This is a genomic window from Ensifer adhaerens (assembly GCF_002940685.1).
Taxonomy (GTDB): domain Bacteria; phylum Pseudomonadota; class Alphaproteobacteria; order Rhizobiales; family Rhizobiaceae; genus Ensifer; species Ensifer adhaerens_E.
In genome coordinates, this window is sequence record NZ_PNFP01000020.1 from 103,900 (window position 1) to 119,465 (window position 15,566).

Below are 15,566 nucleotides of genomic sequence, written 5' to 3' on the forward strand. Positions count from 1 at the left end.
CCAAAGGAGCATGGTTGTGGCTGTCGCCTCCAAGAAAATCCCCGCCCCGAACGAGGTTCCGGTCCGCACCGCCCTCCTCTCCGTCTCCGACAAGACGGGTGTCGTCGAGCTTGCGCGCGCCCTTCACGAAAAGGGCATCCGGCTCGTTTCCACGGGTGGCACGCACAAGGCACTCTCTGAGGCCGGCCTGCCCGTGAGCGACGTTTCCGAGCTGACCGGCTTTCCCGAGGTCATGGACGGCCGCGTGAAGACACTGCATCCGGGCGTTCACGGCGGCCTCTTGGCGATCCGCGACGATGCCGAGCACGTCGCGGCCATGTCGACCCACGGCATCACAGCGATCGATCTCGCGATCATCAATCTCTATCCCTTCGAGGAAGTCCGCGCCCAGGGCGGCGACTACCCGACGACGGTCGAAAACATCGACATCGGTGGCCCTGCGATGATCCGCGCCTCGGCCAAGAACCACGCCTATGTGACGATCGTCACCGATCCGGCCGACTATCCGGTGCTTCTGGAAGAGCTTGCCTCCGGCAAGACCACCTATGCCTTCCGCCAGAAGATGGCCGCCAAGGCCTATGCCCGCACCGCCGCCTACGACGCTGCCATCTCCAATTGGTTTGCCGAGGCGCTCGACACCCCGATGCCGCGCCACCGGGTCATCGGCGGCGTCTTGAAGGAAGAGATGCGCTATGGTGAGAACCCGCACCAGAAGGCCGGTTTCTACCTGACCGGCGAGAACCGCCCGGGTGTTGCCACGGCGACGCTGCTTCAGGGCAAGCAGCTCTCCTACAACAACATCAACGACACGGATGCCGCCTTCGAACTCGTCGGCGAGTTCCTGCCGGAGAAGGCACCGGCGGTCGCCATCATCAAGCATGCCAACCCCTGCGGCGTTGCCACTGCACCGACGCTTGCCGAAGCCTATCGCCGGGCGCTCGCCTGCGATTCCACTTCGGCCTTCGGCGGCATCATCGCCCTCAACCAGGAACTCGACGCGGAAACGGCCGAAGAAATCGTCAAGCTCTTCACCGAAGTGATCATCGCTCCTGCTGTCAGCGACGCGGCAAAGGCGGTGATTGCCCGCAAGCCGAACCTGCGCCTGCTTGCGACCGGCGGCCTGCCGGATCCGCGCATCCCCGGCCTTGCCGCCAAGACCGTCTCGGGCGGCCTGCTGGTGCAGACGCGCGACAACGGCATGGTCGAGGATCTCGAACTGAAGGTCGTCACCAAGCGCGCACCGACGGCCCAGGAACTGGAAGACATGAAGTTCGCCTTCAAGGTGGCCAAGCATGTGAAGTCGAACGCCATCGTCTACGCCAAGGACGGCCAGACGGCAGGTATCGGCGCCGGCCAGATGAGCCGCGTCGATTCCGCTCGCATCGCGGCGATCAAGGCCGAGGAAGCGGCAAAGGCGCTTGGTCTCGCCACGCCGCTCACCAAGGGTTCCGCAGTTGCCTCCGAAGCCTTCCTGCCCTTTGCCGACGGTCTGCTTTCGGCGATTGCCGCCGGTGCCACCGCCGTCATCCAGCCGGGCGGCTCGATGCGCGACGAAGAGGTGATTGCCGCGGCCGACGAGCATGGCGTTGCCATGGTCTTCACCGGCATGCGTCATTTCCGCCACTAAATCACCGATAGCCCGCGCGGCCGTCTTTTGGAAATCTGATCAGAAGCCGTCGCGTCCGAAGGATGCGGCGGCTTTTTTGCGGCCATCATCCGCCGGATAGGGCGTGCGCAGCAGGATGATGAGGCCGACGACCAGGAAAGCGATGAGCGCCATCATGCCGATACGAGCCGAGCCGGTGGCAAGGGTGATCGTGGCGACCGACGCGGGGGCAAGGAACGACGTCGCGCGGCCGGACAGCGCATAGAGACCGAAGTAGCGGCCGGCCTCGTCGAGGCTGACGCTGCGGGCGAGATAGGAGCGCGAGGAGGCCTGCACCGGGCCGAAGGCGACGCCGACCAAAAGGCCGTAGAGGATATAGGCCTTCTCGGCCGCCGTGCCGAACAGGCCGCCGCTGTCCGCTGTCGACAGCGGCATCAGCCCGAACAGCGTGAAGCCCGGACCGGTGGAGACGATACCGATCGTGGCGATCGTCAGGCAGATCAGGCTGGCGGTGACGATCGTCTTGGAGCCGAGATGGGCATCGAGCCAACTGGCGCAGAGGCAGCCGCCGATCGCGACAACGTTGAGAATGATGCCGTAGACGCCAAGCTCCAGCGTCTGCCACGCGAACATCGCCGCCGCGAACGTGCCGCCCAGCGCCAGGAGGCCGTTGACGCCATCCTGGAAGATCATGCGCGCGATCAGGAAGCGCAGGATGCCGCGCCTTTCGCGGAGTTCGCCGAGCGTGCCTTTCAGTTCCCTGAGACCCGTGACCGTCGCCTTCCCGAGGGACATCGCCGCCTTGCTGGCATCGGGGGTGAAGACAAACATCGGCAGGATGAAGACGAGGTACCAGACGGCCGAGATCGGGCCGGTGATGCGCGCATCCTCTCCTTGTGCCGGATCGAGCCCGAACAGCGGGGCGATGCCGGCCGCCGTCTCGCCGTCTGCCGGACTGCCGGCCAGCAAGGCGACGACGGCGATCAGCACGATCATGCCGCCGAGGTAGCCGAGCCCCCAGGCGATGTTGGAAATGCGCCCCACGTCCTTCTCCGGCACGAGACGGGGCATCATCGAATCGTTGAAAACGATCGAGAACTCGGCGGCGACCGTCGCGAGGATCATGAAGATCGCAGGATAGAGGATCGGCGAGCCAGGGGCCGCGAACCAGAGCATGGCCAGCGATACGATCTTGATGACCGCGAAGAAGGCAATCCAGGGTTTGCGTGGCCCGGTGGCATCGGCGATCGAACCGAGCACCGGCGAAAGTACGGCGATGATGACGCCGGAAACGGTGAGCGTATAACCCCACATCGCCTGGCCGAGCGCGTGATCCTCGGTCAGCCTGGAGACGAAATAGGGACCGAAGATGAACGTGGTGATGACCGTGAAGAAGGGTTGCGCCGCCCAGTCGAACAGCATCCAGCCGGCAATGCCCGCACGGGACGTGCGTGGTTGGTGTTCAGTCCTCTCGGCCGAAATCTGCAAGGTCCCCTCCCGAAACGACTGCGCCGCGCGTCCCCTCGAACGCGCGGCGCAGCCTATCTTCAATTGAACCGATTCCAAAAGGTCTGGAAACGGATGCGGGCGAAAAAACTGCCCGCACCTTTGTCCGTTACTTCGCCCTGCCGCGTGCCAGGTCGTTGAGGAGACCGGCAGCGACGGTGATCTTCGCGAGCGTCGTTTCGCCCTTTTCGGTCAGGAGGCGCAGCTGGCCGGTCGCCTGGGCGACGCGGACCCGTTCGCTCTCTTCCCAGGCGGCAACCGGATTGCGCTCCTTCTTCTGCTCGCGCAGCGCTGCCGCGGTGATATCCCGGCGTGCGGCCGCGATATCGGATACGGCGCGCGAGAGCGCCATCGCCTCGAACTGCTCGGTTGCCGGGACGCGATCGGAAGCGGCCAGCAGGCGGTTGATGCGAAGCGTGTCGGTGACGGCGAAGTAGCCCTGTGCCGTGCGGCTCAGGGTCTCGCCGGTCTCCGTGGCGATCTGCATGATCTCGGGCACCAGCGTCATCAACGCCAGTTCCGAAATCTCTTCGGCAAGCTTGGCGGGAACGCCGCCCTCGACGAAGGCTGCCGTCTTCAGCCGGGCTTCTTCGGCGCTCTCGCCGGAGACCGCGGTCCGCATGGTCGCTCGCAGCTTCTGCAGGCCGTCGCCCAGGCGCGATACGGCCTCGGAAACCGAGCCGGTTGCTGCATGGGTGCGCAGCGCCCGCTCGGTGACGAGCGTGAAGATGCGGCCGACTTCCTGGTAGAGGATGTTCTGCAGGCCGCCGCCGATTCTGTTGTCGAGCGCGTCGATCTCGTCATAGATCCGCGGCAGGTCGAAGCCGTCGAGCGCCAGCACGGCCGCCTTGACGACGTCGGCCGAGAGGAAGCCTGTGGCATCCGTCAGGGTCGAGACGAAGGCCGGACCGCCGCGGTTGATGACCTCGTTGGCGAGGATCGTCGCGATGATTTCGCGGCGCAGGCGATGGCCGTGGATGTCGCCGGCATAGGACTTGCGCATCTTTGCCGGGAAGTAACGCTCAAGCGTTGCCGTGAAGTACGGATCGTCGGGCAGCTCGCTCGCAATCAGCTCATCGAAGAGGACGAGCTTGGAGTAGGAGAGCAGCACGCCGATTTCCGCGCGAGTCAGGGGCTTGCCCGCCTGGTAGCGCTCGGTCATCGCCTGGTCGGTTGGCAGCGTCTCGACCTTGCGGTTGAGATGGCCGTCGGCCTCGAGCCGGGTCATGAGCCGGCCAAGCGTCGTGCGGTTGCCGAGCCCTTGCATCGCGGTCAGCGAGATCGCCAGCGACTGCTCGTAGTTGTTGCGCAGCACCAGGTGGCCCACTTCCTCGGTCATCGAGGCGAGCAGCGTGTTGCGCTTCGGACGGGTCAGACGACCATCGCGCATGGCGGACGCAAGCGCGATCTTGATGTTGACCTCGACGTCGGAGGAATTGACGCCCGCCGAGTTGTCGATAGCGTCCGAGTTGCAGCGGCCGCCATTGAGGCCGAAGCCGATGCGGCCCTTCTGGGTAACGCCGAGGTTGGCGCCCTCGCCGATGACGCGGGCACGGACCTCTTCTGCCGTGACGCGGATCGCATCGTTGGCGCGGTCACCGACTTCGGCGTCCGTTTCGGAGCTGCCGCGCACATAGGTGCCGATGCCGCCGAACCAGAGCAGATCGACCTGGCTCTTCAGGATCGCGTTCATGATCTCGAAGGGTGTCGCTTTCGGCTTGTCGAGGCCGATGGCGGTCATCGCCTCAAGTGTCAAGGTCACCGACTTTTCGGCACGCGAGATGATCATCGCGCCGTCCGACAGCGTCTTGCGGTCGTAGTCCTGCCAGCTCGAACGCGGCAGCGCGAACATGCGCTTGCGCTCGGCAAAGGAGGCTTCGATATCCGGATTCGGATCGATGAAGATGTCGCGATGGTCGAAGGCGGCGATCAGGCGGATCTTCTCGGAGAGAAGCATGCCGTTGCCGAAGACGTCACCCGACATGTCGCCGACGCCGGCGACGGTGAAGGGCGTCGTCTGGATGTCGGTGTCCATCTCGCGGAAGTGGCGCTTGACGGTTTCCCAGGCGCCGCGGGCGGTAATGCCCATCTTCTTGTGGTCGTAACCGGCCGAACCACCCGATGCGAAGGCGTCGTCGAGCCAGAAGCCCGCTTCCTGCGCTAGGCCGTTGGCGGTGTCGGAGAAGGTCGCGGTGCCCTTGTCGGCAGCAACGACGAAGTAGGGGTCGTCGCCGTCATGGCGCTGCGTGTCGGCCGGCGGCACGACGTCCTGGCCGACGATGTTGTCGGTGACCGACAGAAGCGTGCGGATGAAGGTCTTGTAGGCTTCGGTGCCGGCCTTGAACACTTCGTCGCGGGTGCCGCCCACCGGAAGCAGCTTCGGATAGAAGCCGCCCTTGGCGCCGACCGGCACGATGACGGCGTTCTTGACCTGCTGGGCCTTGACGAGGCCGAGCACTTCCGTGCGGTAGTCCTGGGCACGGTCCGACCAGCGAAGGCCGCCGCGGGCGACCTTGCCGAAGCGCAGGTGCACGCCCTCGACTTCGGTGCCATAGACGAAGATTTCGCGGAACGGGTGCGGTTCCGGCAGGCCGTCGAGTGCCTTCGGGTCCAGCTTGAAGGCGAGAACCGCGCGCGGCTTGCCGTCGGCGTCGTGCTGGAAGTAGTTGGTCCGGAGCGTCGCTTCGATGGCGTTGACGTAGCGGCGCAGAATCCGGTCCTCGTCGAGGCTCGGAACGGCCGACAGCGCGTCCTCGATCGCCGACAGCAGCACGTTGCACTTCTTGGCGCGCGGCTTGTCCTCAAGCTTCGGATCCATGCGGGTCACGAACAGCTTGAAGATATCGGCAGCAATCGCCGGATACTTGTTCAGCGTGTCGGCGATATAGCCTTGCGAATAGGTGATGCCGGCCTGGCGCAGATAGCGGGCATAGGCGCGCAGCACCGTCACTTCGCGGGCATTGAGGCCCGCAAGCAGGATCAGCCGATTGAAGTTGTCGTCCTCGATCGTGCCGTTCCAGGCAGCGAGGAACGCCTCTTCCAGCGCCGGGCCGGATTTTTCGAGGTTCAGTGCAAGGCCATCGCGATGGATCAGCTCCATGTCGTGCAGCACGACCTTGCGCTTCTCTTCGCCATGAGCGTTGACGCCGATGTCGTAGGTCTGTTCGCTGATGACCCGGAAGCCGAGGTTTTCGAGCAGCGGTACGCGGCGCGACAGCGACACGGGTTCGCTGGCGTGGAAGATCTTGAGTTCGGCGGTGTCCGGCCGCGAGACGGCGCGCGGATAGTTGTAGAACTCGATGCGGATCGGATCCGGGCCCTTGCAGGCGGCGATGTCGGCGAGGTCCGCATAGGCTTCCGCCGGCGTGAAGAACGACTGGTAGGCGTTGTCGACGTCGAGTTCGATGCCGTCCTTGCGGGCGAGCAGGTCGAACCGGTCGATCCAGCGGGTGACGATGCCACGAACCGCTTCCTCGAGCTTGGCCTGCGGAATGCGCGGCGTCTTGCCGGCAGAGCGGCCGATGATGAAGTGGACGCGGGCGAGGCCCCCTTCGGGGAAGGCCGGGTAGTAGGCGGAGACGCGACCGTCGTAGACCGTCCTCAGGTAGTCGCCGATCTTCTCGCGCACATCCGAATCATACTGCTCGCGCGGCACGAAGACGATGACCGAGACGAAGCGGTCGAAATGGTCGATGCGCGGCAGCACGCGGATGCGCGGCCGGTCGCCGAGCTCGTTGATCTGCTCGCAGAAGGCGGCAAGCAGGCCGACATCGATCTGGAACAGGTCGTCGCGCGGATAGGATTCGAGCGTGTTGTCCAGCATCTTGCCGGAATGGCTCTGCGGGTCGTAGCCGAAATGGTCGACGATCTTCTCGATCTTGTGGCGCAACAGCGGAATTTCAGCCGCCTGGCGGGTATAGGCCGAAGAGGTGAACAGGCCGACGATGCGCAGTTCGCCGGCGACATTGCCGTCGGCATCGAAGCGCTTGACGCCGATATAGTCCATGTAGGCGCGGCGGTGCACGACCGACTTCACATTGGCCTTGGTGACGATCAGGAAATCCGGGCCGTCAAGGAAGGCGAGGATTTCGGGCGTGGTCAGCACCGCGTCCTTGCCCTGGCGCAGGACGCGCACATCAGGATTGGAGAGGATGCCGAGGCCCCTGCCCTTGCCGCGCTCAACCGTCGCCTTCCCGCCCTTGCCGGAATAGGTGTACTCGCGCATGCCGAGGAAGGTGAAGTTGTTGTCGCGCAGCCAGCGAAGGAAAGCGAGTGCCTCGTCGCGGTCGCTCTTCTTGCGCGACGCATTGTAGGCTTCGAGATCCTGCATGGCATGGTCAAGCAGCGCCGTCATCGCCGGCCAGTCGTGCACGGCCTGGTGCACCTGCTCGAGCACGTCGCGAATGCGGTTGCTGAGCTGTTCGGCCTCCAGGGGGGCGAGCTTCGTCAGGTGGATCTGGATATGGCTGACGCGGTGCGCCGGGTCGCTTTCCTCTTCCGGATCGAAGAGCTTGGCGGCCTTGCCCGGTTCCTGCACCAGGATCGGATGGATCGCGAGGTGAATGTCACGATGGGTGCTGGTGATTTCGCCCATGACCGAATCGTAGAGGAACGGCATGTTGTGTTCGGTGACCGCAATGATCGACACGTCGGTTCCGCCTGGCGCCACACCGGCGACGGTTTCGACCGAAACCTGCGGCTTGCCGCCATCCCAGCGGGCGAGTTCACGAGCCGCATGGGCTGCGGTCAGCGCCAGCATGTCCGCCGAATAGAGATCGAGGTCGTCGTTGCTGGCCCCACCGAAGAGGATCTCCGGCGCCAGCGCCTCGACGCCCAGTTTGATGGCGGCCGCCTTCGCTGCGTCGATGTGTCTGTCCCGCTTCGGATTGTATTTCACGCCCATGAAGTCTCTCCCATTCATGATAGGCCAAACCCTATCAGAACCATGGCTAATGGCGACCGCTTTTTACGCCGATTTCGGCAAAATCGAGCCCAAAATCGGAGAATTTCACGTGAAAACAGCTTAAATCCATTTAAATCGAAGGTAATTTCGCGAAAATTGCTCGAAAATCGAAGAAAAAGCACGAAAACGCCAGAGGCTTCCACGGAGCCTCTCTGCCATCGCCTGTTGACAGGGCGGTGACAGTCGGGTGAACAGAGTTTCGAGATCGTAGGATTGGACTGGTCGATGCCCGAAATGCCTTCCCTGCCCGGCGCCGTCATCGTCATCTCGAGCCATGTCGTGCGCGGCAAGGTGGGCAACCGGGCCGTGGTCTTCGCGCTGGAGACACTGGGGCATCCGGTCTGGGCGCTGCCGACCGTCATCCTCCCCTGGCACCCCGGCCATGGACGCTCGACGCGGGTGACCATTTCCGATCAGGATTTCGGGTCGGTGATCGATGACCTCATTGCAGCACCCTGGGTCGGCGAGGTGCGTGCCGTGCTTTCGGGCTACCTCGGCTCGACTGGCCAGGCCGAGGGCGTGGCGCGACTGGTGACGGCGCTGAAGGAGCGCAATCCCAAGCTGATCTACGCCTGCGATCCCGTGATCGGCGATGCCGGCGGTCTCTATGTTCCGGAAGCCACGGCCGTTGCCATCCGCGACCGATTGCTGCCGCTTGCCAATCTGGCGACGCCGAACCGCTACGAGCTTGCCTGGCTTGCTGGAGCGACGCTGGAAACGAATACGGCGATCCTCGACGCGGCCCTCGGCCTTGGCCCGGCCCGCATGCTGGTGACCTCTGCCGTGCCGATGATGAGTGGCGGGACCGGCAATCTCTTCCTCTCGGGCAACCACGCGCTGCTTGCCGAACACAGGCTGGTGCAAAACCCGCCGAATGGCACCGGCGATCTGCTGACCGCCGTGTTCCTGGCGCGGCTGCTCGAAGGACTTTCGGAGGAACGCGCCTTGCAGATGGCGACCGCGAGCGTGTTCGAGATCATCGCGCGCAGTGTCAAGCGCGGCGCGGATGAGCTGACCATCGAGCAGGACGCGTCGAGCCTTTCGACGCCGATGGCGATGGTGCAGATGCGCCGGCTGGTGCATCCCAGTCAGATACGGCGAAAATAGAAGAAGCTGTTCATCAACGATGCCTGGAAGACATCGTGGATTGAACTTTAGATCATGATGACTTTCATGACTTCAGGCATGATGCGGGCGAAAGCCTGTGTCTGGCTCGAAGCAGCAGCGGAGCAACCGATGGACAAGCAGCAGCAGCGTTTTCCTGACTACCTTCTGAACGGCTACCATAATTTCATGAGCGGCCGCTTCAGCGAACAGCAGAAGCGCTACAAGGCGCTGGCGGAAACGGGCCAGAAGCCGAGGACGATGGTGATTGCCTGTTGCGACTCGCGCGCCGCACCCGAAACTGTCTTCGACAGCGGCCCGGGCGAACTCTTCGTCGTGCGCAACGTTGCCAATCTCATGCCGCCCTACGAGCCGGACGGTCACTACCACTCGACCTCGGCGGCGCTCGAGTTCGCCGTGCAGTCGCTGCGCGTCAGCGACATCGTCGTCATGGGCCATGGCCGCTGTGGTGGTATCAAAGCGGCACTCGATCCGGACGCCGAGCCGCTATCACCCGGTGATTTCATCGGTCGCTGGATGCATCTGCTGAGGCCCGCGGCCGAGCAGATCCAGAGCAACGACGTGATGACCCAGGCGGAGCGCCAGCGCGCGCTCGAGCGGGTTTCGATCCGCAACTCGCTTGCCAATCTGCGCACTTTCCCCTGCGTCCAGATCCTTGAGGCCAAAGGCAAGCTGCAGCTGCACGGCGCCTGGTTCGACATCTCGACTGGCGAGCTCTGGGTCATGGATCCGACGACCGGCGACTTCTCCCGGCCGGGCATGTAGTCAGCAAAAAGCCCGGTTCCTGAGAGCCGGGCTTTTCGTTTTGCGAAGTTTCGCGCATCCGAGAGACGCGCGGATCGTATTGGGATCAGAGACCGTCGATCTCGGCGCCGATGATGGCGATCGCCTGCTGGTAGACGGTTGCCGCGTTCCAGCCCTGGATCGCGCCGAAGTTCGCCTGTCCCTGCTGATAGCCGGCGCCCGGCTGCCAGCCATGGCCGCGCAGGAAGTTGGCGGTGGAGGCCAGCGCGTCGGCCTTGGAGCGAACCATGTCGACATGGCCGTTGCCGTCGCCGTCGACGCCGTACTTCAGGACGTTGGCCGGCAGGAACTGGGTCTGGCCGATCTCGCCGTGTGCGGCGCCGCGCGCATCCGGGCTCAGGTCGCCGCGCTGCACGAGCTGCAGGGCCGCATAGAGCTGGTTGGTGAAGTAGTCCGAGCGACGGCAGTCATAGGCGAGCGTCGAAACGGCCGAAAGCGTGTGCTCCTTGCCCATGAAGCCGCCGAAACCGGTCTCCATGCCCCAGATGGCGATCAGCGGGCCGGCCGGCACGCCGAAGCGGCGCTCGATGCTGGCGAAGAGCGCGGCGTTCTGCTGCTTCATCTTCTTGCCGCGTGAAATGATCACCTGGCCGCCGCGCTTCTGCATGAACTGGTCGAGCGACAGCTTGAAGCTCTTCTGGCCGCGGTCGGCGCGGATCGTCGCCTTGTTGTAGGAAACGTTCGACAAAGCGCGGTCGAGTACCTGAGGGCTGATGCCGTTGCCGGAGGCTTCCTGCTTGAAGTTCTGCACCCAGGCAGCAAAGCCGCTTCCGTCATTGCCGCATTGGGCGGCAGATGCCACCGCCGGAAAAACTGCAGTTGAAATCAGGGCGGCAAGCCCCACTGCTACGCACTTCGCCCTGTGCATGAAATACCCCGTCATAGCCCGAATCTCGTTGCTCTCAAAAATGCCAGCCTTCGCCGGCCGTGTCACCTCCCGCAAGCGGCAGGTAACTTTATCGTGGTTTCACGTGAATCCGGGAAAGGATCGGCCCCTCGCGAAACAGGAAACCCGCCAGGCCCGGAAGAGCCTGGCGGGAGTGACTTGTCCTATTGCCGTTTTCAGGCGGCCTGCTTGCGCGGCTTGATGAGGCCGCGGTTGACCAGCAGCTCGGCAATCTGGATCGCGTTCAGCGCAGCACCCTTGCGCAGGTTGTCGGAGACGACCCACAGGTTGAGGCCGTTCTCGACGGTTGCGTCCTCGCGGATACGCGAGATGTAGGTTGCGTCTTCGCCGGCGCATTCGTAAGGGGTGACGTAGCCGCCGTTCTCGTGCTTGTCGACGACGAGGCAACCCGGCGCCTCGCGCAGGATGTCGCGCGCTTCGTCAGCGGTGATCTCGTTCTCGAACTCGATGTTGACCGATTCCGAGTGGCCGATGAAGACAGGTACGCGCACGGCCGTGCAGGTCACCTTGATCTTCGGGTCGAGCATCTTCTTGGTTTCGGCCAGAACCTTCCACTCTTCCTTGGTGTAGCCGTCTTCCATGAAGACGTCGATGTGCGGGATGACGTTGAAGGCGATGCGCTTGGTGAACTTCTTCGATTCGATCGGATCGGCAACGAAGACCGCGCGGGTCTGGTTGAACAGCTCGTCCATGCCGTCCTTGCCGGCGCCGGAAACCGACTGGTAGGTCGAGACGACGACGCGCTTGATCTTGGCGTGGTCGTGCAGCGGCTTCAGCGCAACGACGAGCTGGGCCGTCGAGCAATTCGGGTTGGCGATGATGTTCTTCTTGGTGAACTGCGCGATCGCGTCCGGGTTTACTTCCGGCACGATCAGCGGCACTTCGGCGTCGTAGCGCCAGGCCGAGGAGTTGTCGATGACGACGCAGCCCTGCTGGCCGATCTTCGGCGAGTACTTGAGCGATACGGCGCCGCCGGCCGACATCAGGCAGATATCGGTGTCGGAGAAATCGTAGTTTTCGAGGTTCTTGACCTTGAGGGTCTTGTCGCCGAAGGAGACTTCCGTGCCCTGGGAGCGGGCGGAAGCAAGCGCGACCACTTCATCCGCGGGAAAGCCGCGTTCGGAAAGAATGTTCAGCATCTCCCGGCCGACATTGCCGGTGGCGCCTGCGACTGCAATCTTGAAACCCATGATCTAAGCTCTCTTTTCTGTCTCTCCTCGTCGGGTGAGGGGGAAACCGCGCGACCTGCCGCGAGGGTTCCTGTCCCCGGCCAAACCGGGGAGAGAGCGGAGGGCCAGAGACGTCAGACGGTTTTCGTCGTCGTTTTGGCCGTTGTTTTGCAAGCGAACGAAAAATCGACATCCTGCCCCGCGGCAAGAGCCGGCAGGATCAAAGCAGCGATGGCTGGACCGATCGGTCGCATGGTGGTGATTTCCTCGTTCGTCGCTGCTCTTACGCGGTTTTGGGGAAGAGTCAAGACATTGCGGTACGGCGCACCTTTCGCGCGCTGGCCGCGATCGATCGCCGCATTAGACGAAAGTCATAAGCCGAAAGCATCTCTGCCTGCGCGGGCGCTTTTCTGACATCCTTCAAATCAGGCGCACCACGTCCGGCCATTCTCGGGAGGAATGCCGGACCAGCCAATGGGCGCTCCAACAGGCTGTTTTGGAGTGGAGGATAAACAAAATGGCAAATGTCGCGACAGCGGACGACGCAAAAACGCGTCCGATGACCGGCGAGGAGAAGAAGGTCATCTTCGCCTCGTCGCTCGGTACCGTCTTCGAATGGTACGATTTCTATCTCTACGGTTCGCTCGCCGTCTACATCGGCGCGACCTTCTTCAGCTCCTATCCGGAAACGACGCGAAACATCTTCGCGCTTCTGGCCTTTGCTGCGGGCTTCCTGGTTCGCCCGTTCGGCGCGCTGGTCTTCGGTCGCCTGGGCGACCTCGTCGGCCGCAAGTACACCTTCCTTGTCACCATCCTGATCATGGGTCTTTCGACCTTCCTGGTCGGCATCCTGCCGGGTGCAGCCTCGATCGGCATCGCTGCGCCGATCCTGCTCATCGTGCTGCGCATGCTGCAGGGCCTGGCGCTCGGCGGTGAATATGGCGGTGCCGCAACCTACGTGGCCGAACACGCGCCGAACGGGCGCCGGGGCTACTTCACCTCCTGGATCCAGACGACGGCGACGCTCGGCCTGTTCCTGTCGCTGGTGGTCATCCTGCTCGTGCAGTTCGCGCTCGGCAAGGAAGCGTTTGCGGCCTGGGGCTGGCGCATTCCGTTCCTGCTCTCCTGCGTGCTGCTCGGCATCTCCGTCTGGATTCGTCTGAAGATGAACGAGTCGCCGGCCTTCAAGAAGATGAAGGAAGAGGGCAAGACCTCCAAGGCGCCGCTGTCGGAAGCCTTCGGCCAGTGGCGGAACGCCAAGATCGCGCTTCTGGCCCTGTTCGGCGCCGTCGTCGGCCAGGCCGTCGTCTGGTATTCCGGCCAGTTCTACGCGCTGTTCTTCCTGACCGGCGTGCTCAAGGTGGATGCGCAGTCGGCCAACATCATGGTCGCCGCCTCGCTCATTCTCGGCACGGGCTTCTTCGTGTTCTTCGGCTGGCTCTCCGACAAGATCGGCCGCAAGCCGATCATCATGGCCGGCCTGCTGCTTGCGATGCTGACCTACTTCCCGCTGTTCAAGGCGCTGACCTGGGCCGGCAACCCGGCACTCGCACAGGCTCAGGCGACCGTTCGTGCAACGGTGACCGCGGCCCCGGGCGACTGCAAGTTCCAGTTCAACCCGACGGGTACCGCGAAGTTCACGACCTCGTGCGATATCGCAACCGCGTTCCTCACCAAGAACTCCGTCCCCTATGACGTCGTCATGACGGCTGCTGCCGGTACGGCGGCAACGGTGAAGGTCGGCGATACCACGATCAACAGCTACGACGCCGTTGCTGCTGGTGACGGTGCCAAGGCTGCCAATGCCGCCTTCGAAAAGCAGACCAACACGGCGCTTCACGCCGCCGGCTACCCGCTGGTTCGTGGCGCCGCCAAGGTTCCGGACTCCAAGCTTGACGGCTTCGTTGCCGCCAACCCGGAACTGTCGCTCGATGCAGCTGCCGTCCGCGGCGGTGACAAGGCCATGGTTCCGGCCGAAAAGCTCATCGCCGACAAGCTGCTGACCAAGGACGAAGTCGGCGCCGCCACCGAAATGGCCGTCTACACGATTGCCGGCGGCGGCACCTACGCGATGGTGGCGGATCCGGCCAACGTCAACTGGACGACGATCATTGCGGTTCTGACCGTGCTCGTCATCTACGTGACGATGGTCTACGGCCCGATCGCAGCCCTGCTGGTCGAACTCTTCCCGACCCGCATCCGCTACACCGGCATGTCGCTGCCCTATCACATCGGCAACGGCTGGTTCGGCGGTCTGCTTCCGGCAACGGCCTTCGCGATGAGCGCGGCCCAGGGCGATATCTACTACGGCCTCTGGTACCCGATCGTGTTCGCCGGCATCACGCTGGTCATCGGCATGCTGTTCCTGCCGGAAACGAAGGATCGCGACATCCACGCGATGGATTAAGCCTTCTGCTCCCGGAGAGATCCGGGAGCACCCCAAATCTTCCCCGAGCTATCACGGCTCTCCTGACTCCGGCGCGGCCTTCCGCGCCGGCTTTTTATTGGCGCGGATCGTTTCGCCCGACGAGTGGCCACCCGCCTGGGCCGAGATAAAACAGCCGGCCGTATTTGGCGAAGACAAAGGCCATCATCACCGATGTCCATAGGCCGAGCAGCAGGCCGGCGGCGACGTCGCTCGGATAATGGGCGCCGACGATGACGCGGGAAACGCCGATCGTCAGCGCCAGGAGCAGAAAGAGCGGCCTCAGCCTCGGCAACAGCATGGCGAAGACGCCGAAAAAGGCACCTGCCGCGGTCGAGTGACCGGACGGAAAGCTCTCGTAGAGATCACTGGCGGCGAACGGCGTCAGGCTGTAGGCGCCGAGTTCGGCAAAGAGTTCCGGCCGTGCCCGACCGATCAGCAACTTCAGCATATGCACCAGCGCGCTGGCCGTGCCGATCGTCAAGAGGAAGTAGGCGGCGAGATTGCGGGCGGTGCGTGCCTTGTTCTGAAGGGGGCCCTGGCTTGCCGCCCGGCGCAGCACGAAGGCGGCCGCAAGCACGGCGCCGGAGAGATAGATCATCCAGCCGAAGGTACCGAAATCGGTGATCTTTTCGTTGAAGGTGACGATGCTGTCCGGCAGGCCCTGCGCGCGCTGCGACAGAAACGGATCGAGCGGGACGAGCGCGAAGACGAGCACGGCTGTCGTCAGCATGATCCATCCGGTGGCCGCGAGTGGTCGGTTCATGTAACTCCCGTTCTGCCGCGCTCACTTGCCAGTCGCGCGGCATCGCTTGTTCTTGCCAGTTGCCGCGCCAAATGGCTCTGGCTGTTCTTCTCCCGATGTGTCGGTTCTTTTGTCAAATTCAAGGCCGTGAAACGCAAAACACCTCCGGATGCTCTCCGGAGGTGTCTGTCTTTTAGGGACCTGTCAGCGCCAGCGTGACGCCTTCCGGTATCGTCCGTGGCTTACGCCGAGAGCGCCTTGAACTCGGCGAGGATGGCGTCGCCCATCTCCGTCGTGCCGACCTTTTTCGCGCCTT

At 63.6% G+C, this 15,566-nt stretch carries 9 protein-coding genes; 4 read left to right on the forward strand and 5 right to left on the reverse strand.

What is annotated here, in order from left to right:
• Window positions 1-16 precede the first annotated feature (16 nt).
• Window positions 17-1,627 carry a bifunctional phosphoribosylaminoimidazolecarboxamide formyltransferase/IMP cyclohydrolase gene (purH, locus tag C1A35_RS30420; RefSeq protein WP_104667972.1) on the forward strand — a complete coding sequence of 537 codons (1,611 nt, stop codon included), beginning with the start codon at window positions 17-19 and terminating at the stop codon, window positions 1,625-1,627.
• Window positions 1,628-1,666: 39 nt separating this feature from the next.
• On the opposite strand, the gene C1A35_RS30425 is transcribed toward purH, so the two are convergent.
• Window positions 1,667-3,094, reverse strand: coding sequence for an MFS transporter (locus tag C1A35_RS30425; protein WP_104667973.1), 1,428 nt, complete (start codon window positions 3,092-3,094; stop codon window positions 1,667-1,669).
• A 127-nt stretch (window positions 3,095-3,221) separates the two neighbouring features.
• Window positions 3,222-8,015 (reverse strand): NAD-glutamate dehydrogenase, encoded by a 4,794-nt coding sequence (locus C1A35_RS30430; RefSeq protein WP_104667974.1) that lies wholly within the window; start codon window positions 8,013-8,015, stop codon window positions 3,222-3,224.
• A gap of 285 nt (window positions 8,016-8,300) precedes the next feature.
• On the opposite strand from C1A35_RS30430, the gene pdxY reads away from it, so the two are divergent.
• Together pdxY and C1A35_RS30440 are read left to right on the forward strand one after the other, a co-directional pair.
• Window positions 8,301-9,182: a pyridoxal kinase PdxY gene (gene pdxY, locus C1A35_RS30435; protein ID WP_104667980.1), complete on the forward strand. Its 882-nt coding sequence runs from the start codon at window positions 8,301-8,303 to the stop codon at window positions 9,180-9,182.
• Between the two features lie 129 nt (window positions 9,183-9,311).
• Window positions 9,312-9,965: a carbonic anhydrase gene (locus C1A35_RS30440; RefSeq protein ID WP_104667981.1), complete on the forward strand. Its 654-nt coding sequence runs from the start codon at window positions 9,312-9,314 to the stop codon at window positions 9,963-9,965.
• 85 nt (window positions 9,966-10,050) lie between these two features.
• Here the strand turns inward: C1A35_RS30440 and C1A35_RS30445 are convergent, their stop codons facing one another.
• On the reverse strand, window positions 10,051-10,872 hold the full coding sequence (locus tag C1A35_RS30445) for a lytic murein transglycosylase (protein WP_104667982.1): 822 nt from the start codon (window positions 10,870-10,872) through the stop codon (window positions 10,051-10,053).
• Window positions 10,873-11,066: 194 nt separating this feature from the next.
• Window positions 11,067-12,101: an aspartate-semialdehyde dehydrogenase gene (locus tag C1A35_RS30450; RefSeq protein ID WP_034800169.1), complete on the reverse strand. Its 1,035-nt coding sequence runs from the start codon at window positions 12,099-12,101 to the stop codon at window positions 11,067-11,069.
• 496 nt (window positions 12,102-12,597) lie between these two features.
• Here C1A35_RS30450 and C1A35_RS30460 point away from each other — a divergent pair, with 496 nt between their 5' ends.
• Complete coding sequence (locus C1A35_RS30460; RefSeq protein ID WP_104667975.1) at window positions 12,598-14,487, forward strand: MFS transporter; 1,890 nt, start codon at window positions 12,598-12,600, stop codon at window positions 14,485-14,487.
• A gap of 94 nt (window positions 14,488-14,581) precedes the next feature.
• On the opposite strand, the gene C1A35_RS30465 is transcribed toward C1A35_RS30460, so the two are convergent.
• The gene (locus C1A35_RS30465; protein WP_104667976.1) at window positions 14,582-15,271 is read right to left on the reverse strand and encodes a phosphatase PAP2 family protein; all 690 of its coding nucleotides are present in this window, start codon (window positions 15,269-15,271) and stop codon (window positions 14,582-14,584) included.
• Between the last annotated feature and the right edge of the window lie 295 nt (window positions 15,272-15,566).